Source organism: Borrelia hermsii DAH, assembly GCF_023035675.1.
Taxonomy (GTDB): domain Bacteria; phylum Spirochaetota; class Spirochaetia; order Borreliales; family Borreliaceae; genus Borrelia; species Borrelia hermsii.
In genome coordinates, this window is the sequence record NZ_CP073136.1 from 456,236 (window position 1) to 483,143 (window position 26,908).

General features: G+C 29.3%; 23 protein-coding genes and 1 pseudogene. 13 read left to right on the forward strand and 11 right to left on the reverse strand.

Features of this window, described 5'->3' with window-relative positions:
* Positions 1-59: 59 nt before the first annotated feature.
* Together gyrA and gyrB are read right to left on the reverse strand one after the other, a co-directional pair.
* The gene (gyrA, locus tag bhDAH_RS02160; RefSeq protein ID WP_012422199.1) at positions 60-2,492 is read right to left on the reverse strand and encodes a DNA topoisomerase (ATP-hydrolyzing) subunit A; all 2,433 of its coding nucleotides are present in this window, start codon (positions 2,490-2,492) and stop codon (positions 60-62) included.
* A gap of 11 nt (positions 2,493-2,503) precedes the next feature.
* Positions 2,504-4,408: a DNA topoisomerase (ATP-hydrolyzing) subunit B gene (gene gyrB / locus bhDAH_RS02165; RefSeq protein WP_043924439.1), complete on the reverse strand. Its 1,905-nt coding sequence runs from the start codon at positions 4,406-4,408 to the stop codon at positions 2,504-2,506.
* Positions 4,409-4,654: 246 nt separating this feature from the next.
* Here gyrB and dnaA point away from each other — a divergent pair, with 246 nt between their 5' ends.
* The 11 genes from dnaA (at position 4,655) to bhDAH_RS02220 (ending at position 14,882) form a co-directional block, all read left to right on the forward strand.
* The gene (gene dnaA / locus bhDAH_RS02170) at positions 4,655-6,109 is read left to right on the forward strand and encodes a chromosomal replication initiator protein DnaA (RefSeq protein ID WP_012422201.1); all 1,455 of its coding nucleotides are present in this window, start codon (positions 4,655-4,657) and stop codon (positions 6,107-6,109) included.
* Positions 6,110-6,350: 241 nt separating this feature from the next.
* Positions 6,351-7,511 (forward strand): DNA polymerase III subunit beta, encoded by a 1,161-nt coding sequence (gene dnaN / locus bhDAH_RS02175; protein WP_012422202.1) that lies wholly within the window; start codon positions 6,351-6,353, stop codon positions 7,509-7,511.
* A gap of 19 nt (positions 7,512-7,530) precedes the next feature.
* Complete coding sequence (recF, locus tag bhDAH_RS02180; protein ID WP_012422203.1) at positions 7,531-8,598, forward strand: DNA replication/repair protein RecF; 1,068 nt, start codon at positions 7,531-7,533, stop codon at positions 8,596-8,598.
* Entirely contained in the window at positions 8,579-8,878 is a 300-nt protein-coding gene (locus bhDAH_RS02185) for a DciA family protein (protein WP_012422204.1), read from the forward strand. Before recF ends, bhDAH_RS02185 begins: the two co-directional genes overlap by 20 nt.
* Positions 8,879-8,968: 90 nt before the next feature.
* Complete coding sequence (gene rpmH / locus bhDAH_RS02190) at positions 8,969-9,124, forward strand: 50S ribosomal protein L34 (RefSeq protein WP_012422205.1); 156 nt, start codon at positions 8,969-8,971, stop codon at positions 9,122-9,124.
* Positions 9,105-9,449: a ribonuclease P protein component gene (rnpA, locus tag bhDAH_RS02195; protein ID WP_012422206.1), complete on the forward strand. Its 345-nt coding sequence runs from the start codon at positions 9,105-9,107 to the stop codon at positions 9,447-9,449. The genes rpmH and rnpA overlap by 20 nt, the downstream gene beginning before the upstream one ends.
* Positions 9,446-11,083 carry a membrane protein insertase YidC gene (gene yidC, locus bhDAH_RS02200; protein ID WP_012422207.1) on the forward strand — a complete coding sequence of 546 codons (1,638 nt, stop codon included), beginning with the start codon at positions 9,446-9,448 and terminating at the stop codon, positions 11,081-11,083. The genes rnpA and yidC overlap by 4 nt, the downstream gene beginning before the upstream one ends.
* Positions 11,080-11,802 carry an RNA-binding cell elongation regulator Jag/EloR gene (jag, locus tag bhDAH_RS02205; RefSeq protein ID WP_012422208.1) on the forward strand — a complete coding sequence of 241 codons (723 nt, stop codon included), beginning with the start codon at positions 11,080-11,082 and terminating at the stop codon, positions 11,800-11,802. Before yidC ends, jag begins: the two co-directional genes overlap by 4 nt.
* Before the next feature lie 152 nt (positions 11,803-11,954).
* A complete protein-coding gene (locus tag bhDAH_RS02210; protein WP_012422209.1) occupies positions 11,955-13,013 on the forward strand; it encodes an NAD-dependent epimerase/dehydratase family protein in 1,059 nt (352 codons plus the stop codon).
* A 151-nt stretch (positions 13,014-13,164) separates the two neighbouring features.
* Positions 13,165-14,244: a class II fructose-bisphosphate aldolase gene (gene fbaA, locus bhDAH_RS02215; protein WP_012422210.1), complete on the forward strand. Its 1,080-nt coding sequence runs from the start codon at positions 13,165-13,167 to the stop codon at positions 14,242-14,244.
* A gap of 227 nt (positions 14,245-14,471) precedes the next feature.
* Positions 14,472-14,882: an Hsp20/alpha crystallin family protein gene (locus tag bhDAH_RS02220; protein WP_012422211.1), complete on the forward strand. Its 411-nt coding sequence runs from the start codon at positions 14,472-14,474 to the stop codon at positions 14,880-14,882.
* Positions 14,883-14,929: 47 nt separating this feature from the next.
* On the opposite strand, the gene aspS is transcribed toward bhDAH_RS02220, so the two are convergent.
* From aspS to bhDAH_RS02255, 7 genes and pseudogenes are all read right to left on the reverse strand, one after another.
* Complete coding sequence (gene aspS / locus bhDAH_RS02225; protein ID WP_012422212.1) at positions 14,930-16,687, reverse strand: aspartate--tRNA ligase; 1,758 nt, start codon at positions 16,685-16,687, stop codon at positions 14,930-14,932.
* A gap of 3 nt (positions 16,688-16,690) precedes the next feature.
* Entirely contained in the window at positions 16,691-18,751 is a 2,061-nt protein-coding gene (locus bhDAH_RS02230) for a cation:proton antiporter domain-containing protein (RefSeq protein ID WP_411431482.1), read from the reverse strand.
* Between the two features lie 56 nt (positions 18,752-18,807).
* The gene (locus bhDAH_RS02235) at positions 18,808-19,089 is read right to left on the reverse strand and encodes an HPr family phosphocarrier protein (protein ID WP_012422214.1); all 282 of its coding nucleotides are present in this window, start codon (positions 19,087-19,089) and stop codon (positions 18,808-18,810) included.
* Positions 19,090-19,103: 14 nt separating this feature from the next.
* Positions 19,104-19,400 (reverse strand): HPF/RaiA family ribosome-associated protein, encoded by a 297-nt coding sequence (locus bhDAH_RS02240; RefSeq protein WP_043924441.1) that lies wholly within the window; start codon positions 19,398-19,400, stop codon positions 19,104-19,106.
* Positions 19,390-20,625 (reverse strand): annotated as a pseudogene (locus bhDAH_RS02245) (RNA polymerase factor sigma-54). The gene bhDAH_RS02240 and the pseudogene bhDAH_RS02245 overlap by 11 nt, the downstream one beginning before the upstream one ends.
* A 2-nt stretch (positions 20,626-20,627) precedes the next feature.
* Entirely contained in the window at positions 20,628-21,161 is a 534-nt protein-coding gene (locus bhDAH_RS02250) for a chromate transporter (RefSeq protein WP_043924521.1), read from the reverse strand.
* The gene (locus bhDAH_RS02255) at positions 21,158-21,742 is read right to left on the reverse strand and encodes a chromate transporter (RefSeq protein ID WP_012422217.1); all 585 of its coding nucleotides are present in this window, start codon (positions 21,740-21,742) and stop codon (positions 21,158-21,160) included. The genes bhDAH_RS02250 and bhDAH_RS02255 overlap by 4 nt, the downstream gene beginning before the upstream one ends.
* Before the next feature lie 173 nt (positions 21,743-21,915).
* Here bhDAH_RS02255 and bhDAH_RS02260 point away from each other — a divergent pair, with 173 nt between their 5' ends.
* Positions 21,916-22,782, forward strand: coding sequence for a mechanosensitive ion channel family protein (locus tag bhDAH_RS02260; RefSeq protein WP_012422218.1), 867 nt, complete (start codon positions 21,916-21,918; stop codon positions 22,780-22,782).
* Here bhDAH_RS02260 and bhDAH_RS02265 read toward each other — a convergent pair.
* Positions 22,779-23,930 (reverse strand): glycosyltransferase, encoded by a 1,152-nt coding sequence (locus bhDAH_RS02265; RefSeq protein ID WP_012422219.1) that lies wholly within the window; start codon positions 23,928-23,930, stop codon positions 22,779-22,781. The genes bhDAH_RS02260 and bhDAH_RS02265 overlap by 4 nt on opposite strands.
* Before the next feature lie 59 nt (positions 23,931-23,989).
* Here bhDAH_RS02265 and holA point away from each other — a divergent pair, with 59 nt between their 5' ends.
* On the forward strand, positions 23,990-24,973 hold the full coding sequence (gene holA / locus bhDAH_RS02270; protein WP_012422220.1) for a DNA polymerase III subunit delta: 984 nt from the start codon (positions 23,990-23,992) through the stop codon (positions 24,971-24,973).
* 93 nt (positions 24,974-25,066) lie between these two features.
* On the opposite strand, the gene uvrC is transcribed toward holA, so the two are convergent.
* Positions 25,067-26,875, reverse strand: a complete 1,809-nt coding sequence (gene uvrC, locus bhDAH_RS02275; protein WP_012422221.1) for an excinuclease ABC subunit UvrC — start codon at positions 26,873-26,875, stop codon at positions 25,067-25,069.
* Positions 26,876-26,908: the final 33 nt, after the last annotated feature.

Consider the following 26,908-nt stretch of genomic DNA (forward strand, 5'->3'; position numbering starts at 1 on the left):
CCCAAAAAAAAAGAATGTTCCACGTGGAACATTCCAACAATATAACTAACACTAATTCATTATTTAATAAATTTTGAAACCGATATCAACTTATCCTCATCAAGAGATAATACCTGCATTCCTCTAGCATCTTTACCCTGTTCAGATATTTTATCAACCAATGTTCGTAAAACTTTTGCACCCTTACTTACAAGTAATATTTCATCATCCTGTACAACTGTAATAGCATCAACAACTTCACCTGCCTTCTCATCGGATTTCTTATAGCAAGTATAACCAGTAGCTCCCCTTTTAAGATCAGTCACTTTAGATATTTCTAATCTCTTTCCATATCCATTCTCAGAAACAACTAAAAGATGGGATCCTTGCTTTACTGCTAACGCCTTAATCAACACATCACCCTCTCTTACTTTCATACCAGACACACCTTGAGTTCCTCTATGTGTAAGTCTAATATTATCTGAATTAAATGCAAAAGCATTACCTTTTTTAGAAATACAAATAATTTTTTCATTCTTAGAAACAATTTCAGCACTTGTAACAAAATCATTATCATCAAGTTTAATAACAATAACACCTCTTGCTTTAACTGTTTTAAAGCCTTCCGTTTCAATACGAGCTATTTTTCCATTTGCAGTTGTTATTAATAAGTAATTATCCACAGATAATTCATTACAATTTTTAATAGCCAATATTTCTTCTGTTTCTCCCAAATTAATAAGCTCACGAACATTTTGTCCCTTTGAAGTCCTAGAAGTATCCTTAATTCCATAAGCATTAATTACATAAAGCTTCCCTTCATTTGAAATCATAAATAAAAAGTCATGAGTATTTACACATAAAGTAATATTAACTTGATCTCTATCTTGTAAGTCAAAAGAACCAAGGCCCTTACCACCTATACCTTGAAGTTTATACTCATCTTGTAAGATTCTTTTAATGAAACCTTGCTTTGTAAGAATAACAATAACATTTTCCCTCTGCATTAAATCTGACATACTAGTTTTTAAAACCTCCTCATCATAAATTATTTTTGTTCGGCGCTCATCGCCAAATTTTAAACTTAAATTAATAATCTCTTCCCTTACAATATTAACAACCCTTTCTGGACTGTTCAAAATATCTTCATAATCTTTTATTAAAGCCAAGAGAATCTTAAACTCTTCTTCAAGTTTCTCTGTTTCAATAGATGTTAATTTCTGTAACTTCATATCCAGTATAGAATTAGCTTGAATTTCTGACAAATTAAATTCCTTAATAATACATTCTTTAGCATCCTTTACAAGTCTAGCAAATCTTATTATTTCTATCACTCTATCAATATTTCTTAAGGCAATATTTAATCCTTCAAGAATATGCGCCTTTTCTCTTGCCCTCTTTAAGTCAAACTCTACCCGCCTTCTAACAATCTCCTTTCTATGTTCAATAAACGCAGATATAAGTTCTTTTAAATTTAATTGTTTTGGAATTCCATTAACAAGAGCCAAGTTATTTATGCTAAAATTTTTCCTCAGTTCCGTATATTCATAAAGCAAATTCATAACAACATGAGGATCAAAGCCTTTTTTAATTTCAAGGACAATTCTAATACCTTCACGGTCCGACTCATCCCTTATATCAGATACACCTTCAAGCTTTTCTTCTTTTATTAAGAATGCAATTTTCATAAGCAAAGAAGATTTATTAACAGCATAAGGTATTTGTGTAATTATAATAGCAATATGATCTTCAAACTTTTCTTCAATATGATACCGAGCTCGAATAACAACACTACCCTTCCCAGTCGTATAAGCCTTAATTAAACTCTCATTATAAATGATTTCAGCATAAGTAGGGAAATCTGGTCCTTTAACTATCTCAATTAAATCATAAACAGAAACACTATCATGATCTAACATATAAACTATGGCATCACAAATTTCCTTCAAATTATGTGGAGCCATATTCGTTGCCATTCCAACAGCAATTCCACTAGAACCATTGACTAATAGAAATGGAAAAGCAGCTGGCAAAACTTCAGGCTCAAGCAAAGAATCATCATAATTGGCTCTAAAATCAACAGTTTGCTTATCTATATCTCTAACAAGCTCTTCAGCTACTCTTGCCATTCGAGCTTCAGTATACCTCATAGCAGCAGGAGGGTCGCCATCAATAGAACCAAAATTTCCCTGTCCGATTACTATAGGGTATCTTAAAGAAAAATCCTGTGCAAGCCTTACAAGTGCTTCGTAAATCGACTGATCACCATGGGGATGGTATTTACCAAGAACATCTCCAACGATTCGTCCAGCCTTCTTAAATGCCTTATCAGCCCTAAGTCCCATTTCATGCATTGAATAAAGGATTCTTCTGTGCACAGGTTTAAGACCATCTCTAACATCAGGAAGGGCTCTTGAAACAATAACAGACATCGCATAATTTAGATATGAAGTCTTAACCTCATCCTCTATTTTTATATTTAATATTTGCTCTTTATCTTCTTCAGTTACCATTCATGCTCCAATCATACATCCAGATTTACTACATCAAGCGCATTCTGCTCAATAAATTCTCTTCTAGGTTCAACATCATCTCCCATAAGAGTAACAAAAATTTTCTCAGCCTGTATAGCATCATTTATTTTTATTAATTTCATCTTCCTAGTAGCAGGATTCATAGTAGTTTCCCAAAGTTGTGTAGGATTCATTTCTCCAAGACCCTTATACCTTTGAAGACTAACTTTATCTCTCTTGCCAGTCTCAATTGATCCTAAAAAAGCTTCCTTTTCCAAATCATCATAAAAATAATGCTCCCTATTTTCATATTTAAGTTTATAAAGAGGTGGCATAGCTATGTATACATGCCCATTCTCAATTAACTCCCTCATGTAACGAAAGAAAAAAGTAAGAAGCAATGTTCGAATATGAGATCCATCAACATCAGCATCAGCCATAATAATAATCTTATGATAACGAAGTTTTTCAATATAAAAAGTCTTTCCAACACCAGCACCAAGAGATGCAATTATTGGAATAAGTTTGTCATTTGTAATAACCTTATCTTCCCGTGTCTTTTCAACATTAAGCATTTTACCCCACAATGGCAAGATGGCTTGAGAAAACCTATCTCTTCCCATTTTAGCACTTCCTCCTGCAGAATCACCCTCTACAATATAAATCTCCCTCTCAGCCGGATTTTTAGACGCACAATCTGCCAATTTGCCAGGCAATGCCAAGCTTTCAAATGCACTTTTTTTTCTCTCAGACTCTCTTGCTTTTCTTGCGGCTTCACGAGCACGAGCAGCTCTTATTGCCTTATTAAGAATAATATCTACTTCTAAAAGATTATCATCAATAACTTTCAAAAGCCCATCATGCACAATAGTTTCAACGATTTTCTTTACATAAGAATTTCCCAATTTTCCCTTAGTTTGACCTTCAAATTGGGGTTCTGGAATCTTAATAGAAATTACCGCCGTTAAACCTTCTTTAAAATCATCTAATGTAAGACTTGGAACATCTTTCTTGCTTATCTTTGAATCTCTAAAAGCTTCACTCATTGCCTTTAAAAATCCACTCTTAAAACCAGCAACATGAGTTCCTCCCTCTCTAGTATTAATATTATTTACAAATGATAAAATATGATCAGAATATCCTTCAGTCCACTTAAGCCCAACACTAACAATAACATCATCACAAGATCCTTCAATAAAATAAGGCTCATTTTGAATATTTTTGCTATTATTGGTTATATAATCTACAAAAGCTTTTATTCCACCTTCAAAATAAAATTCCAAAAATTTCTCTTTTCCCGATCTCCTATCTTCAATTGAAATTCGTATCTTATCATTTAAAAATGCAAGTTCCCTAAGTCTCTTTGATAAAGTTTCAAAATCATATTCTAAAGTTTCAAAAATCTCAGAATCAGCTAAAAAAGTAACTTTAGTACCCCTAGCAGAACTTACCCCAATAATATCAACCTCAGATGTTGGAATACCCCTTGAATAAGTCTGTTTAAAAAGCTTTCCATCCCTGCTAACAATAACTGCCAAAAAAGATGATAAAGCATTAACAACCGAAATCCCAACGCCATGAAGTCCACCAGAAACCTTATAAGTACCTTTATTAAATTTTCCTCCAGAATGTAGCTTAGTTAAAACAAGTTCAAGCGCACTAATTCCTTCCTCTTCATGAACATCTGTAGGAATACCTCTACCATTGTCATTGACTGTTACAGAATTATCTGAATTTATAACAACCTCTATTTTATCACAAAACCCTGCCAAAGCCTCGTCAATGCTATTGTCAACTACCTCATAAACCAAGTGATGCAATCCATTAATTGAAACGGATCCAATATACATACCAGGCCTTTTCCTAACAGCTTCAAGACCCTTTAGCACTTGAATATTACTAGCAACATAACTCATAAACCTTCCACACAATTAATCATAATATAGATATAAGCAAATTTTACATTAAAAACAATATAATATCCATTAAATAACACAAATTATAAGACATATTCAACTTGACTTAAAACCAATAAAATTTCAAGATCCATAAATAGTTAAGATAATGTTCCGGTTTATTATTATACTATATACTTATACATACATACACTAATAATCAAAAAAGATATAATGATAAAAAGCCAAAATCAACGAGGATAATATATGCAAGAGGGAAAAAACATATGGAGCTTAATTTTAGCAGCAATAAGGAAAGAGCTTTCTGAAGAAGAATTTTACATATGGTTTGAAAATTTATATTTCATAGATGCAACTGATGAGAATATAAAAATATCTGCTCCAAATTCTTTTCATAAAAATCAAGTAGAAAAAAGATTTGCCAAAAGAATCAAAGAAATTCTCATTGAAAAAGGCCATAATACAATTAATGTTGAATTTATAAATTCACCAAATGACTCTAAGACTCATAACATGGAATCAAAAAATATCTCATTAAAAGACATTTCTACACAACAAGATTCACCAGAAAAAAGAACGACCTTTAAAATTCACACTAAAAACATAATAGAGAGTACAAAACAATACACTACGAAAGAAGAAATTCACACGAAATATAGAAATCCTTTTCTTAAAAAGAAATACACATTTGAAAACTTCATTACAGGCCCAAATAATAAGCTTGCATATAATGCAAGCTTATCAATCGCAAAAAATCCAGGTAAAAAATATAATCCATGCCTAATTTATGGCGGAGTTGGTCTTGGCAAAACACATTTACTTCAAAGTATAGGCAATAAAACAGAAGAATTACATAAAGAATTTAAAATACTTTATGTAACTGCTGAAAATTTTTTAAATGAATTTGTAGAAAGCATAAAAACAAATGAAACAAAAAGATTTAAGAAGAAATACAGATATCTAGATATGCTACTACTAGATGATATTCATGATTTACAGAAAAAAGAAGGTATACAAGAAGAGCTTTTTCACACTTTCAATGCTCTTTATGAAGATAATAAACAAATGGTATTTACATGCGATAGACAACCCTCAGAACTCATAAATTTTACAGATAGACTTAAAAGCAGATTTACAAGAGGATTAAATGTCGACATATCAAAACCAAACTTTGAACTAAGAGTAGCAATTATAGAAAAAAAAGCAGAAGAAGATGGAATTAAAGTTCCAAAAAGCATTCTCAACTTAGTCGCTAAGAAAGTTACAACAAACATAAGAGATCTTGAAGCTGCGGTAACCAAATTAAAAGCTCATATAGACCTTGAAGATATAGAAATTGACACTAGCACAGTAGACAAAATAATTAAAGAGATAATAGTTTATGAGAACGATAACACAAATACGCATAACAAAATAAACATTGAAAGCATAAAAAAAGTTATCTTAAGGGAATTAAAGCTTACAAATAAGGATATTGAAGGCAACAGCAAAAAACCTGAAATCACAAAAGCAAGACACATTTATGCTTATCTTTTGAGGAATTTTACAGAGCTTTCAACAATTGAAATAGGTAAAATCATTGGGGGAAAAACCCATTCAACGGTGCTTTATTCAATAAATAAGATAGATAAAGAGAGAAACAATGACCTAGAAATTAACAATTTAATCATAGAACTTATGAACAAAATAAACAAAAAATAAAAAATCTATAAAATTCAAAATACTTTTGAACAAATCAAACAAATAATTCATCAAAAAACACAAACAATTAGACATATACTATTACTTGTGGTATAAGGAGATAGATAGAATTAGACAATTAGACAGCCCCCTACTAATACAACTATTAAAATATAATAAAAAAACATACAAATAATCAAAACAAAATTTGCATTCATAAAAGCTAAGAAGAGATGATAATATAATACAAGGAGGTAAAACATTGAGTGAGAAATTTATACTTTGCGATACGGAACAAATCTCAGATGAGATTGAAAAAGCCAAAAGCATAATTTTAAACAGAAACATAAATGATATTTGGAGTGCAATGTTGCTTGAAGTAGAAAATTCCAACCTTACGATAAAAGCAACAGATAGGAATATCTTCTTTGAAAGTACAATTCCAATTGTTTCAACAGAAAATTTCAAAGTATTAATTAATGCTTCCAACTTTTCAGATGCTGTAAAGGCACTAAATTTGTACAATGAACTAAAAATAAAATTTAGAGAAGACGAGAACAGACTAAACATTATTGGAGAATCAGAAAATAAGAGTGAGAATTGCACAAACGATCATTTAAGTGAACCCACTTTTTCCAATGAAGATATTGAGAGTTATAATTATGATATAAATGGAGAGACTTATAATTTTACAGTTGATTTGAACCAAAAAGAGTTTAAGAAGATTATAAACAAGATCTCATTCTCAGCATCACATGATGAATCTAAGAATGTTCTAAATGGGATTTATTTCACAAAAAACAAAGATTCTACATTAACACTTGTCTCTACTAATTCGCATAGAATGTCTGTGTATAAAACCGAATTAGTATTTGAAGAGGATATTAACTTCATAGTGCCTGTTAAAATGTTTAACCTTTTAAAGCAAATGATGATAGGAGAAGGCATGATAAAGCTCAAGGTTTCTGATAAGAAGTTTTATGTTGAGTTCAATAATTATAAAATAGCTTGCAGTCTTATAAATGGGAACTATCCTGATTATGAGAGTATCATACCAAATGAACAACAAAACAGATCACTAGTTGAGATTAGTGTTTTAAAAGATAGGCTTGCAAGGGTAAATTCCTACACAGATAAGAGATCTAAAAAGGTTATTCTAAATTTCTCCAGTAAACAACTAAGACTTATGGCAGAAGATCCAATTACAGGACGAAAGGGAGAATTTTTCATACAAGATCCCAATTATGATTATGAGGGGAGTGAGGAGGCTATAGCTATTAATAGTGCTTACCTTACTGAGGCAATGGGTGTATTTGATACTTCAAAGTTAGAGATAAAATTCAGTGGAGGAGGTATATTAAAATTGAATGAACCTGATAATTTTGACTTCATTCATTTAATAATGCCCATGATACTAAACTAAAATTCTTTCTATTGGCAAGATGATAAAGAAAATTGAGTTTTTTAATTTTAAGAATATAAAAAACCAGGTTATTAATTTTGATTTTAATAATATTTATTTTTATGGAGAAAATGGCTCAGGCAAGACTAATATTCTTGATGCTATTTATTGTCTTGCTTTTGCATCTTCATTTCTAGTTAATACCGATAGAGAACTTATTACATATGGCAAGACTGAGTTTTATTTAAAGTGTTTTTATAAAACTAGAGAAAAGGACGCAGAGATTAGTTTATCATTTAGGAATGGGAAGAAAGAAATAAAGGTTAATAATAGCCTTATAAAGGATAGGAAAGATTTGATATTAAATATTCCGGCTATTGTTTTTTCAAATTATGATACTGACTTTATCATTGGAGAGCCTGCTAAGAAGAGATGGTTTTTTGATCAGGCAATAAGTCTTGTTTCTTTAAGTTATTTAGATTCTCTTAGGAAATATAGAAGGATTTTGAAGCAAAGAAATTTGATCTTAAAACAAGGTAATAGAGATTTGCTTAAAGTTTATAATGAAGCATTTGTTGATTATGCTCTTGAGATAATAAGAATGAGGGAAAACTTTATCAAGCATTTTTATGAATTTTTTAAATACTATTATTCATTGATTTTTGATGTTTCTTATAATTTAGAGATTAAATATTTGCCTTCTGTTGCATATTGTGGGAGGGATGAATTTTTGCATCTTTTGTTTTTAAAAGAAAAAGATGAATTTTTAAATGAGAGCACTTTAATAGGTCCGCACAGAGATTTATATGAGATATTAAGTGGTGAGAGAGTGTTTACCCATCATTCTTCAACAGGAGAGACCAGGGCACTTGCTTTGATCTATAGGCTTGTTCAGGTCATTATTTTCAATAAGCGATTTGGTATAGCTCCCATTTTGCTTTTTGACGATGTATTTTTGGAATTGGATAGTACGAGACGGAAGAGAGTTTTTGATATTCTGCCAAAGGATTCTCAATGTTTCTTTACGTTTGTAGATGAATGTTATGATATTAAACAAAAGAGTAATTTTATAGTATATAAGGTTAAGAATGGAAAGATTGAGCTTTAAAAAAGCCGCTGATGTACTTAAAGAATATTTAGATTCAGATATATGTGCTAATGAAAATCTTAATGCTAGTTTTATACTGTCTCAAAGTTGGCAAATTATATTTAAAGACCTTGCAGATAGAGTTAAATTATTGAATTTAAAAGATAATAAAATATTATTTGTTACTGTAGGCAATTCAAGTGTTTTATATAGCATCTCTCTCAATAGATCAAAAATAATAAAATTAATAAAGGAGTCTACAGGTCTTGAAATATTGGATATAAAGGTTTTGATAAGATGATTTTATTGACAATTGCAATTGTATAATATAATATTGTAGTGTTTAACTTATATCTTATGAGTAGAGAATGTTTTTAATTGGAGGACTTTTTTGAAGAGGACTTATCAGCCGAGTCGGGTTAAGAGGAACAGAAAATTTGGATTTAGGGCTAGGATGAAAACTAAGGGCGGAAGACTTATTCTTGCCAGAAGAAGAGCTAAGGGAAGATCAAAATTAACTGTTTCTGATGAAAGAAAGAAATATTAGCATAAAATCAAAGGTAGAAATTCAAGAGCTTTTTAAAAAAGGTAGATTTATTAGGATAGAAGGGATTAATGTATTTTATGAGTTTACATGTTTAGCTATCTCTAGAATACTTGTTACCTTTCCTAGAATTTTTAAAGGTGCTGTTAAGAGGAATCGTGTTCGGAGAATTTTTAAGGAATGTTTTAGAAAACAATTTGCTTTACTTAAAGATAGGTATGTTGACTTTATTTTCGTAGTTTATCCTCAAAAAGCAGATGTTAATTATCATGAAGTTGAGACGATACTAAAGAATATAGTTGTGTATATCATGAAGAGGAATATGTGAGTCAGAGTAAAAGAATTTTAAGAGCCATTTATTTGTCTTTATTTTTTATCGGTATTTTTATGATTATTGATGATATCTTTTTCTCTCACAAATCTCCTTCTGTAATGGATAAGGAGATTGGATTTAACTTAGATAAAGATTTTGATATTGATAATTCTTCAATTGATGAAGATTATGCTTTAAACTTGAGCGCTAATTCTAAAGACATTGATGTTGAGACTGGCATATATTATGCTACTTTTTCGACATTTAGGGGAGATTTAATTTCTCTAAAGCTTAAGGATCATTTAAATTTAGAGAAAGAACCAACAGAAATGGTTAAGGTTAATATGGATAGGGAGAGTCTTTTTTATGTTACCCTTGATAACTTAACTAGAGATTTATTTTCATACGACAGAGTAGATGACTATACGCATGATTTTAAGACCAATTTTGAATATAATGGCAAGTTTTATGAGTACATAAAGAGATATACATTTTCAAACAAAGGCGAATATTTAATCAAGCTTGAAATCTTTTTAAATAATATTGATGCTAATGATAATTCTGATATTGATTCTTATAAGTTTGTATTAAGTTCTGATATTGAAAAGTTAAGCGAGAGAGGTAAGCTGCAATATAATAATTATTTATCTCAAGCTGTTTATTTTGATACTAAGCTTAGATATGGTAAGGATGGTTTAAGTGTTATTAGTCCTAAGTGGGTTGGTTCGGGTACTAAATATTTTGAAGTTTTAGTTTCAAAAGAAAATATGAATGTTGAATTTAAACAGGAAAGTAAAATTTTAAAGGCTTTTATTTTAAACAAAGTAGGTAATAAAAATATTAGTGATACCTTTTATATTTATGCAGGCCCTAAAGATAATGGATATTTAGATCTTTTTAATAAAGAGGATCTAAATAGTTTTGGTTTATCTAATGTTGAATTTGGAATGTCTGTAGAGAAGAGCTTGTTATACTTTATTCAAGTTCCTATGCAATTGATAATGCAAATTTTTTATAATGTTATTCCTAATTGGGGACTTTCAATAATGTTTCTTACAATTGTTGTAAGAATACTTATATTTCCTTTGACTTTTAAAAGTTTTAGGGCTACAGCAGAACTTTCTAAATTACAGCCAAAAATGAAAGAGATACAAGTAAAATTTAAAAATGATCCTAAAAGGTTAAATGAAGAGATGGGTAAACTTTATAGGGAAGAAGGAGTTAATCCTCTTGGAGGATGTTTTCCTATTCTTTTACAACTACCTGTATTTTTTGCTCTTTATGGCCTTGTGAATAATTTCTTTTTGCTAAGGGGGGCTAGTTTTATTCCAGGCTGGATTGATGATTTGTCAATTGGTGATAGCATATATTATTTTGGGTATAAAGTTTTTATGTGGACTGATATTAGAATTTTACCTTTTATTATGATGGTTACTCAGTTAATCTCTACAATAATTAGTTCTAATGTTAGTTTTAAAAGTCTTGGATCACAACAGAAAATTTTATATTTTGGTATGCCCATTATGTTTTTTTTCATACTGTATGATATGCCATCAGGACTTTTAATCTATTGGATTACAACCAATATTTTTACTATTTTGCAACAATACTATATAAAGATGAATGTATCTGAAAGGAGGAACAGATGAGTTATGAGTTTTATGGAAAAACAGAACAAGAAGCAATTAAAAAAGCTATGAGAGATCTTGATTTAAAAGAAGGCGAGTTTGATGTAGAGATTTTGGATAAGGAAAAGGTTGGGTTTTTATTTAAAAAAGAGATGATTAAGATAAAAGTATCCCCTCATGTGAGAGAAGACTCACTAAAATCTGAGGTTCAAGTTAATGAAGATGTTTATAATAAGGCTTTGGATTTTATTCAGGAAATGATAAATAAAATGGGGTATTATGTTGATTTAAAGATTGAATCTAGAGAAGGTGAGTATATTAAAATTTCTATTAAGACAGACAGTCCAAATATTTTAATTGGAAGAGAAGGAAGAAATTTGGATGCTTTGCAGCTTTTGGCAAATGTTTACGTATCTAGACTTATTGGAGATAATGGTAATTTTAATAGAATAATATTAGATATTGAGGATTATAGAGAAAGATTCAAATCAAGATTTATTAATTTGGCAATAAATTCTTTACATAAGGTTAAAAGAAGTAGGCGTTCTATTCTTTTGCCGACAATGAATCCTTTTGAGAGAAGAATTATTCATACTACTTTAAATCGTTATAATGATATTAAGACAGAGAGTGAGGGAGATGGAAATTTAAAGCGAGTTAGAATTTCTTATGTTAGGAGTAGTAAATATAATAATAATTTTCGTAGTTATCAAAAAAGGGATGCTAATGTTAGGAAGTAAAATTTTGACTTCTAATGTTTGTAGGCCGATGATTTAACTTTAAATTTTGCTTAAGCTATAACAACTGATATTTAATTAGTTGGTGCTTTATGGTTATAGGGATTTAAGATAGTCAATTTATTGTTTATGTAGTAATTGATGGAAGTTGTTGTATGAGAGTGTTTTTAACAGGTATTGCAGGATTTATTGGATTTCATGTTGCCAAGAGGCTTGCTGATAATGGGCATGAGGTTTTAGGTGTTGATGTTATAAATGATTATTATGAACCTAATCTGAAATATGAAAGGTTAAAAGCTTTAGGGTTTGATCGTGAGAATATATGTGGTAAAAAAATTCTTCAAAGCAATAAATATGATAATTTAAGTTTTATTTGTCTTGATATTTTAAATAAAGAGCAAGTCTTATCTCTTTTTTCTAGGTATAAATTTACGCATGTTTGTCATTTAGCAGCTCAGGCCGGTATTAGAGATAGTATTGAAAATCCTGATAGTTATATTTCAGTTAATATTGTTGGATTTTTTAATGTTTTAGATGCATGCAGAATACATAAAAGTCATATTGAGCATTTTGTTTATGCCTCAACATCTGCAGTGTATGGAATAAATGAAAAGATGCCTTCAGATGAGGATAGCATTACAGATCATCCTTTGAATTTATATGCAGCTAGCAAAAAATCTAATGAGGTCATAGCACATGCTTACAGTTCATCTTTTAACATTCCGACAACAGGATTAAGATTTTTTACGGTTTATGGGCCTTATGGACGACCTGATATGGCATTATATTTATTTGCAGATGGTATTACAAAACAAACTCCCATCAATGTTTTTAATAATGGAAATATGGCTAGAGATTTTACTTATGTCGATGATGTTGTAGATGGTGTTTATAGTGTACTTAAAAAGCCAGCTGAGAGTGATCGTAATTTTAATACACAAAATCCCAATTCCTCAAGCTCGCTTGCTCCTTATAAGATATACAATATAGGTACTGGACATGCTATTAAGCTTATGGAGTTTATTGATGAGCTTGAAACAAATCTTGGAAATAAAGCTTGTAAAAATTTTTTGCCCATGCAAAAAGCAGATGTTGTGGAGAGTTGCTGTAGTATTTCAAAACTTAAGAATGATTTTGCTTATGAGGCCTTAACCTCTATTAAAGAGGGGATAAAAAAATTCGCACATTGGTATAAATCTAAGATAGTTAAGTAGTGTATTGTTGTGTATCTGTGGCATGGAATTATTGTATTTGTTGTTTTTTTAAGATTTTGTTTTTTAAAAGTAGAGTCAATTTTGGGTTTTAAGGTATATAATAAAAATATATTAAAATATATGTCAATTTATGAGGAAGGAGGTATTGTAGGTGGGTGTGTTAGATAAGATTAAGCCTGGAGTGGTTTATGGTAAAGACCTGCATACTTTATATGAAATATGCAAGAGTGAAGGATTTGCGATTCCTGCAATTAATTGTGTAGGCACAAATTCAATTAATGCTGTTTTGGAAGCAGCTAAAGAAATTAATTCTCCTATTATGATACAGTTTTCAAATAGTGGTTCTGCTTTTGTTTGTGGTAAGGGACTCAAGGTTGAAAAACCTCAGGGAACTTCTATACTTGGAGCCATTTCTGGTGCTATGCATGTTCATTTGCTGGCAGAGTATTATGGAGTGCCTGTTGTGCTTCATACAGATCACTGTGCAAAGAAATTAATTCCTTGGGTTGAGGGACTCTTAGAGTATGGGGAGAAATATTATCAAGAGCATAAAAGACCTTTGTTTTCCTCACATATGTTAGATTTATCTGAAGAGCCAATTAAAGAGAATATTGAGATATCAAAAAAATTTTTAGAGCGAATGTCCAAGATCGAAATGTTTTTGGAAATTGAGCTTGGAATTACTGGTGGTGAGGAAGATGGCGTTGATAATTCAGATAGAGCACAGCATGAGTTATTCTCAACTCCTGAGGATATTTACTATGGGTATTCTGAACTTATGAAAGTTAGTCCTAATTTTCAAATTGCAGCGGCTTTTGGAAATGTTCATGGGGTTTATAAGCCTGGGAATGTTCAACTTACTCCTAAAGTATTAAGAGACGGACAAAATTATGTTATATCAAAGATTAATTCAAGCAATCCAAAACCTGTTTCATATGTATTTCATGGGGGTTCTGGATCTACAATGGAAGAGATCCATGAAGCACTCTCTTATGGTGTTGTTAAAATGAACATTGACACAGACGCTCAGTGGGCTGCTTGGGAAGGTTTATTAAATTATTACAAGAAAAATGAAAATAGATTACAAGGGCAGCTTGGTGATGGTAGTGATGCTGATGTTCCAAATAAAAAATTTTATGATCCAAGAGTGTGGCTTAGAGAATCTGAGATTAGCATGAAGGAACGTGTAAAGCTTGCTTGCAAGAACCTTAATAATATTAATAGAAATTGAGATAAGTGTAATTAAGAATTTGAGTTTTGTCGCCTAAAGAGGCGACTTTTTTATTTATGTGTGTTTATGTATAATAAATGTACGTCTTATTATATTTAATGTTTCATCAATGCTCATCATCATTATGCTTTTTGTTTATTTATTTTTATATTAATTCAATATTAAAATTGAATGCGTGGTATGGTTTTGCATAGGATTTTATATGAATTGGTAAAAAGGAGGTTTATGTGTGGTTAACAAATTATAAGAAAAGTTTTATAGATTTTTTGAATGATGATTTTGATTTTATGCGTTCTGGAGGCGTTCAAAATGTTCCAGTTAATATTAAGGATAAGGGAAAGTCATTTGCTCTTGAAGCTTACTTGCCGGGGATAAAAAGAGACGATATATCAATTGTAATTAAAAATGATTATTTGACAATAAGTTATGAGAGTAAGGATGAGGCGGAAGAGCAAAATGATCAGTACTTGAGAGTAGAGAGAAGAGATATCTCTTTTTCAAGAAGTTTTAGATTGTCTGGAAATATTGATCAAAATAAAATCAAATCAGAACTAAAAAATGGTGTTTTGCTTATTAATCTTCCTAAAAAGCCGGAAGTTGTTGAGAAAACCCAAGAGAAAAAGATTGTAATTGAATAAATTTTGTGGCTTTTAATGAGTTGTAATTAAGGGATGCCATGGCATCCTTAATTTTTATAATTTTCAATTGTTAAATTTAATTCTCTTAGTTGTTCATTTGAAATCCTAGAAGGAGATTTGTCGAGCGGACTGGCTGCGAATGAATTTTTTGGAAAAAGTATTACATCTTTTATTGAACTTGAATGTGTCATAAGCATTAAAAGCCTATCAATTCCAATGGCTATCCCACCATGAATAGGAGCACCATATTCTAATGCTTTTAAAAAGAAACCAAATCTTTCTTCTGCTATTTCGTTTTTAAATCCCACTATGTTAAAAATTCTTTGTTGAAGTTCTCTTGTGTGCACTCTGATTGAACCTGAACCAAGTTCCATGCCGTTTAATACAAGATCATAAACTTCTCCTAAGACTTTACTTGGATTGCTTTCTAGAGTATGGATATATTTTTGCTTGGGAAGTGAGAACATATGGTGGGCTGCTTGATAACTTTTTGTATCTTCATCATACTCAAACAACGGAAAATCATAAATCCATAAAAACTCGAATATGTTCTTGTTTATGAGATTAAGTTCAGTTGCAATCTTGATTCTAACTTGTCCCATGGCTTTGCAAGCAGTTTCCCATGAATCAGCTATAAAAAATATTATGTCGTTGTTTGCAAGTGAATAAGCTTCAATTAAAGTTTGTTTTATTTCATTTAAAAATTTGGCAATTCCTCCTGAAAATTCATTATTTTCTATTTTCGCAAAATAAAGACCACGCGCCTTATAAATTTTGGCATGTTCTTCTAAATTATTAATCTTGCTTCTTGAAAAATTATGAGCTTGATTTTTTATGATAAGTGCTTTTATTGTGCCTTTATTTTGTAGCATGTCTTGAAAGACATTAAATGAAGATTTTTTAAAATGTTTACTCATGTCTTGTATTAATAATTCATACCTAGTATCTGGTTTGTCGCTTCCATATGTATTCATTGCATGTTTGTAAGTCATTTTTTTGAATTTCTTGGGTAAGGCAATATTTAATGTATTTTTGAAAATGGTGAACATAAGGTTTTCCATTAATTTAAATATATTTTCCTTTTTTATAAAGCTCATCTCAAGGTCAAGTTGTGTGAATTCTGGTTGCCTGTCGCCCCTTGAATCTTCATCTCTGTAGCATCTAGCTATTTGAAAGTACTTATCAAGCCCAGCTACCATCGTAAGTTGTTTATAAATTTGTGGTGATTGTGGTAGTGCATAAAAGTGTCCTTTATGTATTCTTGATGGAACAAGGAAATCCCTTGCACCTTCTGGGGTTGATTTGACAAATGTTGGGGTTTCTAATTCTAGGAAGTCTTTTTTTGTTAAGTAATTTCTAATTATATGTGTTACCTTGCTTCTTAATATTATTTTTTGTTTTTGTTCTTCGCGTCTTAAATCTAAATATCTATATTCAAGTTTTGCATTGTCATTTGCATTATTATTGTCTTCAATCATAAAGGGTAGTTCATTACATCTTGAGATTATATCTATATTCTCTGCAAGTATTTCAAATGCTCCTGTTTTCATTTCTTTATTTGCAAGCTCTAAAGGTCTAAGCTCTAATGTTCCTTGAACTTTAATGCAGTATTCCATCTTTATTTGAGATGTTATCTTTAAAAGATTTTCATCACTTACAAGTACCTGTGCTTCATCATATCTGTCTCTAAGATTAATAAATGTAACTTTTCCGTGATGTCTTATTTTTTTGACCCAGGCATTTATTTCTATCCTTTGGTTTACAAGTTTATCGTTTATTTGATTGCATCTAATGGTTTTGAACATAATTTATCCTACTATTATATTATAAATTTCTTTATCGGTTTTAGCTTTAAGCATTGCTTTTTTATTAGAACCAACCTTACCCACAATAGATGATAAGATGCGTGGATAATTAACATGCTCTTTTGCTGGGTATAGTATTAATATAAATATATGGCTTAGATTGTTATCAATGGCATTAAAATCAATTCCATCATGACTGATTCCAATAGCAATATGCATTTTTTTAATTAAATTAGTCTTTAAATGAGGTATTGCAAATCCTTCTTTAAGGGCTGTAGTTATAAGTTTTTCTCTTTCCATTAAGTCTTGTAATATTGTTTCTTTATCAATTTCCACTTTTATTACACTGAGTAGTTCTCTTAATACTTCAATTTTATTTGTTGCTTTTAAATCTAAAATAATATTTTCCTTTTTAATTCTTTTATTTAGAGTGATGTTACTGCGTATTTTATCATAATTTATTGAGTAGTCTAATTTTTGTGCCTTCACAGAGACAGTTTTAACTTCTTCAGTTATTCTCTCTAAGTTTAAAATAGTTTCTCTAAATAAATCTTGTATGATAATTAGATGTTTGTTTGGACATTCAAATGTAATTTTGCTTCCTTCTCTTTTTATTGAGAGTGCAATATCATTGCGTCTTGCATTTATGTATTGTGAGAAGTCATTTTTTATTTGTTGAGTAAAAAATCCCTCGTTTCTAAGTTCATTTTTTAAATCCCATACAAGTATTTTTGTTAGGTTGTCATACTTAAATGATACTGTGATTTGGGTATTTTTTTCTGTTTTAATTTCTTTCTTTAATCCATTTTTATTTATTTGGAATAGAATATTTATTATTGGTGTTGCAATGATTGTTGGCAAGAAGACTATAATTATTATCATTCCAAATATTTTTTGACTTATAAATTCAGAGGAAAGTGCTACATTTGCGATAATTAATGATATTTCACCTCTTGGAACCATTCCAAAAGCTATTCTTAGTGCACCTAGCTTGTTAAAGCCTAAGAAATATGATGGAATGAAACAATATACGAGTTTTGTTGCTATGGCTATGAGACTGAGCAGAGTTCCAAGTATTAAGACTTCTTTTGATAATATTACATTAATGTCGGCCATAAGCCCTATTGACGTAAAAAATACTGGTATAAAAAATCTTTCAAATATTGTTAATTTATCTTGGATTACACATACAATATCCGTTTTTGACATGGCAAGTCCAAATATGTAAGCCCCAATTACAAATGACATTCCTATGTTTTGAAAAAAGCTTGCAATAATAAAGGTGAAAGTAATAGTTATCACGGTTGCTAAAGTTACACTATTAAAACTTTTGAGTAATTTTGAAATTGGTTCTGATAATAAGATCAATATAAATGTTAGACAGAACCAAATTAGTATGTTCTTAATTGTTGCTGTGATTGAGATTGCGATATCAAGATCTGAGAGTGATCTTGTTATCGTTATTACACTTGTTAGCATAATCATTGAGAGAACATCATCAATTATTGAAGTTGATATTATTGTAACTCCTTCTGATGTACTCATTTTTTTCTTGGCTGATAGTATGCTTGCAGCAATTCCTGCAGAAGAAGGTGTTGCAATAATTCCTATAAAAAGAGCTGTGGGGCTAATGAATTGTACATCAAACAAAATAGTAGATATTAATGCAAAACTTGTGAAAGTACCAATGACTTCCGTTATTCCTATTAGTCCCCCACGTGGTAAGAATTTAAGGAATAATTTTAAGTTGGTTTCAAGACCCGCCATAAAGAGTAGTATGATTGAGGCTATTGTTGAAATAGCAAATATCTCTTCATTTATTAAGTGATTCTCACCAACACTAATGATGCCTAATGGAAATAATAAAGGCATTTTAATCTTGCCAAGAAATGTTGGACTTAGAAGTATGCCTGCTGTTATTTGTCCTATTACCTTTGGGATTCCGAATTTGCTCACTAAGTTACCAAGGAGGCTAGATGATATTACAATAATTGCTAGACTCATTATGAAGGAAGAAATTTTGGCGTCTATGTTATTACTTGTATCTTTCATGTAGTCTGCCATTCCAAATGAAAGAATAGGATTTATGATAAATAATGTTTTATATAAGATTTTTTTGTTCATTCTTTCATCTCTTTTTTAAAGTTTGATTCTAATAGTTTTGATAGTTTATCAATTATTTCAGTTGCTTCTTTGCCATTTGCGATGATTTTTATTTTTTCTTTATATATAACTCCAAGTATCATAATTTCAACTGTAGATTTAGCATCAGCTTCTCTTCCATCTTCTGTAACTAATTTTATATTACAAGAAGGGTATTTGCTTGCAAATTCTGCAATCATACTTGATGGCCTTGCATGAAGGCCTTCTTTATTAGTTATTTCAATTATTATTGTTTGCATTTAATTTTACTTGTTTATTTTACTGTATCTTTTTTATTTTTTTCTTTATTTGCTGTATTTTGCAATCTCTCTATCAAGTTTTCTATTGAGTGATATAATTCTTTGCCCTCTTCTTTAATATGTATTATTTTCCCCCAATTAAAGTGAAGGTGAGCATCTATATCGAAAATATCATTTTCTTTTTTTATTGTAATTTTGAGACTTTCTGAATTTTGTTTAATGTGTGTCCCAAGTTTTTCTAATTTTTTTATAATAAAATCTTTTGTACTGTTGCTTAAATGGTAATTAATAGCTTGTATTTTAGGTTCCATAAATTTCTCCTTCAAATTTTAATTCCCTTCTATATTTATTTACAGTTCTTCTTGAAATAGTGATTCCTTTAGATTTTAGTATAGCAGAAATTTGATTATCTACCATATTTTATTTTGTTCTAATATTCCCTTTATTACTAGTTTAATACTTAATTTTGAAAATTCATTTGTTTTTGCACCGTCTACTGAATTAAATAGTTTTCTAATTAGGATTGTGTCCCAGTCGAATTTTAGGTATTTATTTTTTATTGTTCTTGATATAGTTGATTTTAATAGATTAATTTTTTCAGATATGTCAGCTAATTTCATTGGTCGTAGGCTTTTGAAACCTCTTTGCAAGAATTCTTTTTGTAATGTATATATTGCTATTCCTATTTTAGCTAATGTTTCATATCTGTATCTTAAAGATTCAATTAGCCATTTTACTTGTTTATATTTTATTGAATCTTTAATTTTTTGTTTTTTAGCGTCTTTTTTGAAAAAATTAACCCCTTTAATTTTTATCTTCAGTGTATTGCCTTTACTTATAATAATGATATCTGGTTCAATATAGTTATTTGTATCATTTTTGTCTTTAAACCCAAATGTGAGATTAGGAGTAAGCTTAAGTTTAATTGTGTTAAGAGCATCATTTAAATCTTGAGAGTTGATGTTAAGCTCTTCTTTTAGCTTGTCTTGAGTATTTTCAAGCAAGTCTGCTCTTTCAAGAATTTTAATTATATTGATATCTAATTTATGATATTTTGCTTGTAATATTAATGATTCTATGATATTAGGTATGCCAATTTCTATTGGAGCAAATTGTTGAATTAGTTTGATCATTTTAGTTTCCTGGGGCCAATCTTCTTTTTTAAAGAAATCATAAGGGTTGATTATATAAAATCCTTTGTTATTTAGATTATTTATTATGGTTTCTTCTATATTGATCTCAGCTTTGCTGAGTCTTTGAATTTTTAGCTTTAGTAAAGAATATTCTTTAAGAGAAATTGTGAGTGATGTTTTAGCCAGTGCAATCTCATATTGTGTTTTATTATTATAATTTTCTTTGTAGAAAAATTTTTTAAATTTATAAGTTTTTAGTGTTTCGAAAAATATTTTATTTGAGTCTACTTGAAGGTATTAATTATTTTCAATTTCGTTTAATATAACTTTTATTAATTTTTGTTTGTCAAGACTTAGCATTTTTTGTATTAATTTGTGTTAGTTTTAAGTTTTGTTTAATCATTTTTATATAATAATATATATTATTCCACTGGATATGATTAGTATTGCAGGAGTGATGTTTTTGTAAAGTAATAGAATTATTAAGTTCAATCCTGCAAGTGTGAAGCTTTTTAAAATCTCTATATTATTATGGCTTACTTTTAAGAATATGCTTTCAAATAGAATAACTATGGTCATTATCCATAATGCGATAATTACAGGTTTTAGGTTTTCAAGATAGTAATTTAAGAAATTTATCTTATGCAGTATTAATGTTATAAGGGTAATAATTAATATTGGGGCAGTTATTAAACCTATTGTGGCAATGATTGCACCAGTAATTCCAGCTACTTTGGCGCCAACATATGTTGCTATATTGGTAGCAACAGGACCTGGAGTAATTCTAGATATTGTAATGATATTAATAAAATCTTCTTTTGTTATCCATTCCTTATTAGCAATGATTTCTTTATTGATTATCGTTGTGATGCCGTTTCCTCCACCGAAGTTTAAAATTCCTATTTTGAAAAATGTAATGAATAAATTTATTAAAATCAAATTTGTGCCTTTTTCTGGGAAAATCTTTTCTTTACTGTATATGTTACCAAACATATGAATAAAAATACCAGCAATATGTATGATAGGTCTATATGAAGTTTATATAGTGTATATGTTATTAATAAGCATGTTGTCCATTTCGTTATTGATTGCTTTAGCATTTTTTTTGAGAATTCAAGTATGGTCATTGACATTATTATTATTGATGATATTTTTGCGCCTTCAAGGAATTTTTGAAAATAAATGTTATTTGAATTTAAGTTTATATAAAGGGCCATAATTGTTATTACAAATATGGATGGTAAGATTCCAGCGATAGTTAATATAATTGCACCTTTAAATCCTTTAAGTTTTTTACCAACTAAGAATGCAAAATTGATTGCTGTTACTCCGGGAATTACGTTTGATGTTGCCAATATTTCATTGAAGTCTTGCTCAGATATTAACTTTCTTTTATTGACGATTGTTTTTCGAAGCTCAGATATTATTAATAATCCCCCACCAAGTGTGGTTGTTGTTGTTTTTAATACAAGATAGAATAATGTTAGTAATTCATATGATGTTTCTTTTGTCTTATTCATGCATTCCTTATCCTAACTTTAAAGAGTGCGAGTATTAAATTATATTTTATCACAGTGGCTATGTAATATTGATTGTGATAGGTGCTTTTGTATATTAATTTTTTGTTTTGGAGCTGAGTATTTTAAGATTGTATTTTCCTATTATTTTTTTATACTATTAACCATGGTAGCTTATGAATGAACAGTTAGGAACATTGAATTTATTTAAAGAAATATCTATTTTTCAGGATTATATTAATACAATTTTTGAAACGGTACTAGGTTATGGATTAAAAGTTTTAGTAGCACTATTAGTGTGGTACATTTTAAGGTTTGTTATTAAGAGGATGGGTAAGTTTTTTTTTAAGGCTTTTGAAAAATCTAAGTTGGAGACGAAGCTAGATTCTACTGTTCTTAATTTTTTTAAGTCATTTTTTGCAGTGATGACAGATATGGTGTTAATTCTGGTGATTTTGCCTTATCTTGGTGTTCCTACGACTTCTGTTTTTGCTATATTTGGATCTCTAGGTCTTGCAGTTGGTCTTGCTGCTCAAGGAATTTTATCTAACTTTGTTAGTGGATTTATTGTTCTAAATTCCAATTTTTTTAAAATCGGCGATCACATTAGCTGTGATGATGTTGAGGGTGAGGTAAATGATATTCAGATATTTTTTACTACACTTAAGACTGTAGATGGTAAGATTATTAAGATTCCAAATAGTAAGTTTACAAGTACATCAGTTACTAATTTTTCTGCAAATCCTAAAAGGAGGATTGCATTCAGTTTTCAAGTGCCTTATGATACAGATATTGATGTTCTTAAAAGCAAGATAGAAAATTTGGCATTCTCAGTTAATAGGGAACAATATGGTGTTAAGGATCCCAGTGTTATTGTAAAGGAATATACGCCTTATTACGTAGTCATGCAAGTTAGATGTTTTGTAAAGACTGAGTTTTTTTGGGATTTTCAATATTTCATAGCAGAAAATATTAAAGGTATTTTAAGTGATATGGGAATAAAATTTCCCATTCATATTGTGGATTTTAGCAAATTGCATTAATATCTTGAGTTGTTAATGATTTCGGAATAATACTGTTCAATTTTTTCTATAAAGAGTGAGCTTGAAAACATCATAGACGTTTCTTCTGTGGTTCTTTTTAAAGTTTGTAATTTTTCATCGTTTTCTATTATTTCTTTCATGTATTTGTAGATATCTTCATAATTGTTTATTAAGAATCCATTTTTTCCTTGATGGATTACATCTTTGTATATTATGTCATTAATAAGTACTGCAGGTATTCCGGCAGTTAAGGCTTCAATTATTGTCATTGGATATACTTCGCTTTTTGATAAACTTGCAAATACATCGGATATTTTATAATAGTAATACATTTCTTCCCATGGGATTGTTCCAATGAGTATTATTTGTTTTTCAAGTCCATATTGCTTCTTAAATTGCCTTACCTTAGTTTCTTCTTTTCCCCTTCCTATGAGGATGAGCTTGCAATTTTTGTTCTCAATTAAAAGTTTTTTTAAATGTTCCATTAATAAACATATATTTTTTTCTTTATTTATTCTTCCAACAGAGATTATGATTTTATCGTTTGTGCTTATTCCATATTTATTTAGAATTTCTTGTCTTTTTTCTTGGCTTAGGTTTTTTATGAAAAGGTTTCTGTCGACTCCATTTGGGATTATTTTGTAGTCAGCATTTTTTGCAAGATGAAAATATTTATCATGTGCCTTAGTTGATGGATAAATGAAATGATGAATTTGATCATAAAATTGCTTCATCATTTTGTCTGGCTTAATTAAGTATTTAAGAATTCCTAGATAATGTAGATAATAATCCCACATTGTATGGTTTGTATGAACGATTGGGATATTGTATTGTAGGGCTAATTTTTTCCCGATTTTTCCCATAGTGAATTCCGAATGCGTATGAATTATTTCAGGTTTATATTCTTGTATTATATTTTTTATTTTTATCTCGTTTGGAAATGCTAAGTTGGCATCTAATGTGCGGTTCAATTTGATTGAGAAGCATCTGTAAATATGTTCTTCTCTTAAGTCTGATTTTTGAGATTGTGGACAGAAAATATAAACGGTGTGACCTTTTCTTTCAAAGCCTTCTTTAATTTGTTTTATAGATGTTGCTACTCCGTTTTTGTTTGGAAGATATGTATCTGTGAATATTGCAATTTTCATATTTTATCCTAATAATTGGAGTATAACATATTTATTACTTGAATTATAATGTTATTTAAATGCAAGAAATTTATTTACTCTTAGGCAAAGAACAGGGATTAAAAGAAGCTTATTTAAATGATATTTTTAATAAGTTGAATGCTGATGATATATGTATTACTAAGCTTTTTATGTCTGAATTATCATCATATGAGCTTTCTGAGCGGCTTTTGACCAATTCTCTTTTTTCTAAAGGGGAAGTTTTTATTATTTATGAGTCTGAAAATTTAAAAAATAAGAAAGATTTAGAGTTAATTTATAGTACAATCTTAAAGCCTTTAAATAAAATTATTATTTTTATTTCTAATGAAAATTCAATCAGTTTTGATCCTAAAGGTTCTTTGAATATAGTTAAGAAAACTTTTTATGAGCTATCTGATACTGATAAGTTTGTATTTGTAAAGAAAAGTTTTTTCAAGCTTGGAATTAAAATTACAGATAAAGCCATAAATTTAATGCTTTTTATGTTAGATGCAGATACTAGGATTTTGCAGTTTTATATAAATTCCTTTGCCCTTATGATTAAAAATAAAACCATTGATGAACATGATATAAATTCTTGGCTTAGTTTTGTGCGCATTGAGAATTCATTTTCCTTGTTTGAGTCAATTTTGAAAAAAGATATGGAGTGTGCTTTAGTTAAAGTTAAATCCATCTTGGAGCAAGGAGAAGATTTAATTAATATTTTAATGAGTCTTGGTTGGCAATTTAAAAAATTTTTAAAGGTAAAAATAGATTATGAGAGTTCAAATAATATTTCATCTGTCTTTAAAAAGCATAAAATATTTGTCTCACTAGAGAAAATTTATAAGATAGGGCTTAAAAATTATTCAATTTTGGATATCAAATTTATTTTGAAAATATTACATAAGTTTGATCTATATGCAAGGATCTATGGTAAGAATATGCATTTAAATTTATCATATTTTATGATATCAATATTATTAACTAAAGATGACACCATTCTTAATAATTTTTCTTTTAAATCTGAGTGTACTTTTTAAAGTATCTGCTTATCTTAAATTGAATTCATGGATTTATAAAGATTAGAGGTGATATCATTTTTGTCCATTATTTTTAATCATATCAAATGTAAATTAAGACTTTATGGAATATGTATTTTTTAAATTTTGATCTTCTGAAAATTTTTTTATTTTTTTTGCCATTTTAATGTTTATTTTCATTTTCTTAGCTATTTCATCTTCGTTTAGGAGCAATATATCTTTGTATGTTCCAAGTGTTTTTAAAATATTTTTAGCTTTTTCTTCACCAATTCCTTTTATTTTGCTGTAATTCAATTTTATATTTCTGCGTAGTGTTCTATTAAAGCTGTTTGCTCTTCTGTGAGCTTCATCTCGAACATTTTGTAATATCTGAAGAGCAGGATTTCCTTTTGAAAGTTTAATGCCTTGTGTTTTATTTGGCAAAAATATTATTTCTTCTTTTTTTGCTAATGCACAAACAATAACTTCATTTTCAATTTTTAATCCTTTTAAAATGGAATAAGCAGCACTTAATTGACCTTTTCCTCCATCGATTAATATTAAATCAGGTAATGCTAATTGTTCATTAATTAGCTTTGAGTATCGCCTTGATATAACTTCTTTTATTGCCTTAAGGTCATCAATCTCTCCATTATTTAATGAGTTGATTTTATAAACTCTATATCCATCTTTAAAAGGTTTACCCATTTTAAAGCTAACAAGTGATGCTACTGTTTTATGTCCATTAAGATGAGAAATATCAAATCCCTCAATTGTCTTTGGTAGTTTTGTCATTTCAAGAATGTTTTTTAGACTTTCTAGTGCTCTATTTTTTTCGTTATCATATTCTCTTAATGCGATTTTTGCATTAGAAATTGCCATTTCCATTATCTTTATAGTCTCTTTAGTTTCTTCGCATATTATTTCAGTTTTTGTATTTTTAAGTTCGTTTATTAGTTTTGTGATATTTTCAGTCTCAATTTTTTTAAAAATATATATTTTATTTGGTACTATCATGTTTAGGGCTGTATAGTATTGTGTTATAAATTTTGCTGTTAGCTCATCCTCTTCATATATGCTTTCATCAAAATTTATGTCTTTTTCTACTAGTTTGCCGTCTTTGTATTTAAGTATTACTATTGCATTTAAACTATCAGTTTGATGAATGTATATATAGTCTGCACTAAGTTTATTCATTCTTGTAATTATTTGTGTTTGACTTATCTCAATTAATGATCTTTTAGTTTCTTTTAATTTTATTGCTGCTTCAAAATCTTCCTTTTTAATTGCTTCTTTCATTTTTATTTCAGTTTCATCTAAAAGTTTAGATATCTTTCCATTTAGGATATGTCTTATTTTATCTACTTCTTTTTTGTATTGTTCTTCAAGATCTTCTCTGTAGCATACCCCAAGACATTGTCCCATGTGGAAATAAAGACAGGGAGTTTTTGATTTCTTTTTGCATTTTCTAGTTTTAAATGTTTTGTTAATAAGGTCTAATACTAAGTCTAGATTTTTTGCATTAACATATGGACCGAAGTATTCACTTCCGTCATTTATTATTTTTCTAGTTTTAAAGATTCTTGGGTATTTCTCGCAAGTTATTCTTATCATAGGGTACCCTTTATCGTCTTTTAACTTGATATTATAGTCTGGTTTGTATTCCTTGATTAAGTTGCACTCTAAGAGTAGAGCCTCGTATTCACTATTTGTGGTAATTACTTCTATATTTGCTACATTTCTCATTAGTATTTTTGTTTTATGGCTGATTCTTTTTAAAAAGTAGTTTTTTACTCTTGCTCTTAAGTTTTTTGCTTTTCCAATGTATAGTATTTTATTGTTTTGTGAGTACATCTTATAACATCCACTTGTTGTTGGTAATTCTTGTACTTTTTTGTGTAAGTGGTTTAAATGTTCTCTCATATTGTATCTATCATTGCTTTTAAATAATCATTT

Excerpts from the sequence above, each read along its gene's own strand:
- jag (WP_012422208.1), top strand. The coding sequence starts at position 11,080 with ATGAGTTATGAGTTTTATGGAAAAACAGAACAAGAAGCAATTAAAAAA.
- bhDAH_RS02210 (WP_012422209.1), top strand. The coding sequence starts at position 11,955 with ATGAGAGTGTTTTTAACAGGTATTGCAGGATTTATTGGATTTCATGTT.
- bhDAH_RS02230 (WP_411431482.1), bottom strand. The coding sequence starts at position 18,751 with ATGGCAGACTACATGAAAGATACAAGTAATAACATAGACGCCAAAATT.
- bhDAH_RS02185 (WP_012422204.1), top strand. The coding sequence starts at position 8,579 with ATGGAAAGATTGAGCTTTAAAAAAGCCGCTGATGTACTTAAAGAATAT.
- bhDAH_RS02265 (WP_012422219.1), bottom strand. The coding sequence starts at position 23,930 with ATGAAAATTGCAATATTCACAGATACATATCTTCCAAACAAAAACGGA.
- aspS (WP_012422212.1), bottom strand. The coding sequence starts at position 16,687 with ATGTTCAAAACCATTAGATGCAATCAAATAAACGATAAACTTGTAAAC.
- bhDAH_RS02260 (WP_012422218.1), top strand. The coding sequence starts at position 21,916 with ATGAATGAACAGTTAGGAACATTGAATTTATTTAAAGAAATATCTATT.
- bhDAH_RS02240 (WP_043924441.1), bottom strand. The coding sequence starts at position 19,400 with ATGGAACCTAAAATACAAGCTATTAATTACCATTTAAGCAACAGTACA.
- rnpA (WP_012422206.1), top strand. The coding sequence starts at position 9,105 with ATGAAAGAAAGAAATATTAGCATAAAATCAAAGGTAGAAATTCAAGAG.
- bhDAH_RS02235 (WP_012422214.1), bottom strand. The coding sequence starts at position 19,089 with ATGCAAACAATAATAATTGAAATAACTAATAAAGAAGGCCTTCATGCA.
- gyrB (WP_043924439.1), bottom strand. The coding sequence starts at position 4,408 with ATGAGTTATGTTGCTAGTAATATTCAAGTGCTAAAGGGTCTTGAAGCT.
- recF (WP_012422203.1), top strand. The coding sequence starts at position 7,531 with ATGATAAAGAAAATTGAGTTTTTTAATTTTAAGAATATAAAAAACCAG.
- dnaA (WP_012422201.1), top strand. The coding sequence starts at position 4,655 with ATGCAAGAGGGAAAAAACATATGGAGCTTAATTTTAGCAGCAATAAGG.
- gyrA (WP_012422199.1), bottom strand. The coding sequence starts at position 2,492 with ATGGTAACTGAAGAAGATAAAGAGCAAATATTAAATATAAAAATAGAG.
- holA (WP_012422220.1), top strand. The coding sequence starts at position 23,990 with ATGCAAGAAATTTATTTACTCTTAGGCAAAGAACAGGGATTAAAAGAA.
- bhDAH_RS02255 (WP_012422217.1), bottom strand. The coding sequence starts at position 21,742 with ATGAATAAGACAAAAGAAACATCATATGAATTACTAACATTATTCTAT.
- uvrC (WP_012422221.1), bottom strand. The coding sequence starts at position 26,875 with ATGAGAGAACATTTAAACCACTTACACAAAAAAGTACAAGAATTACCA.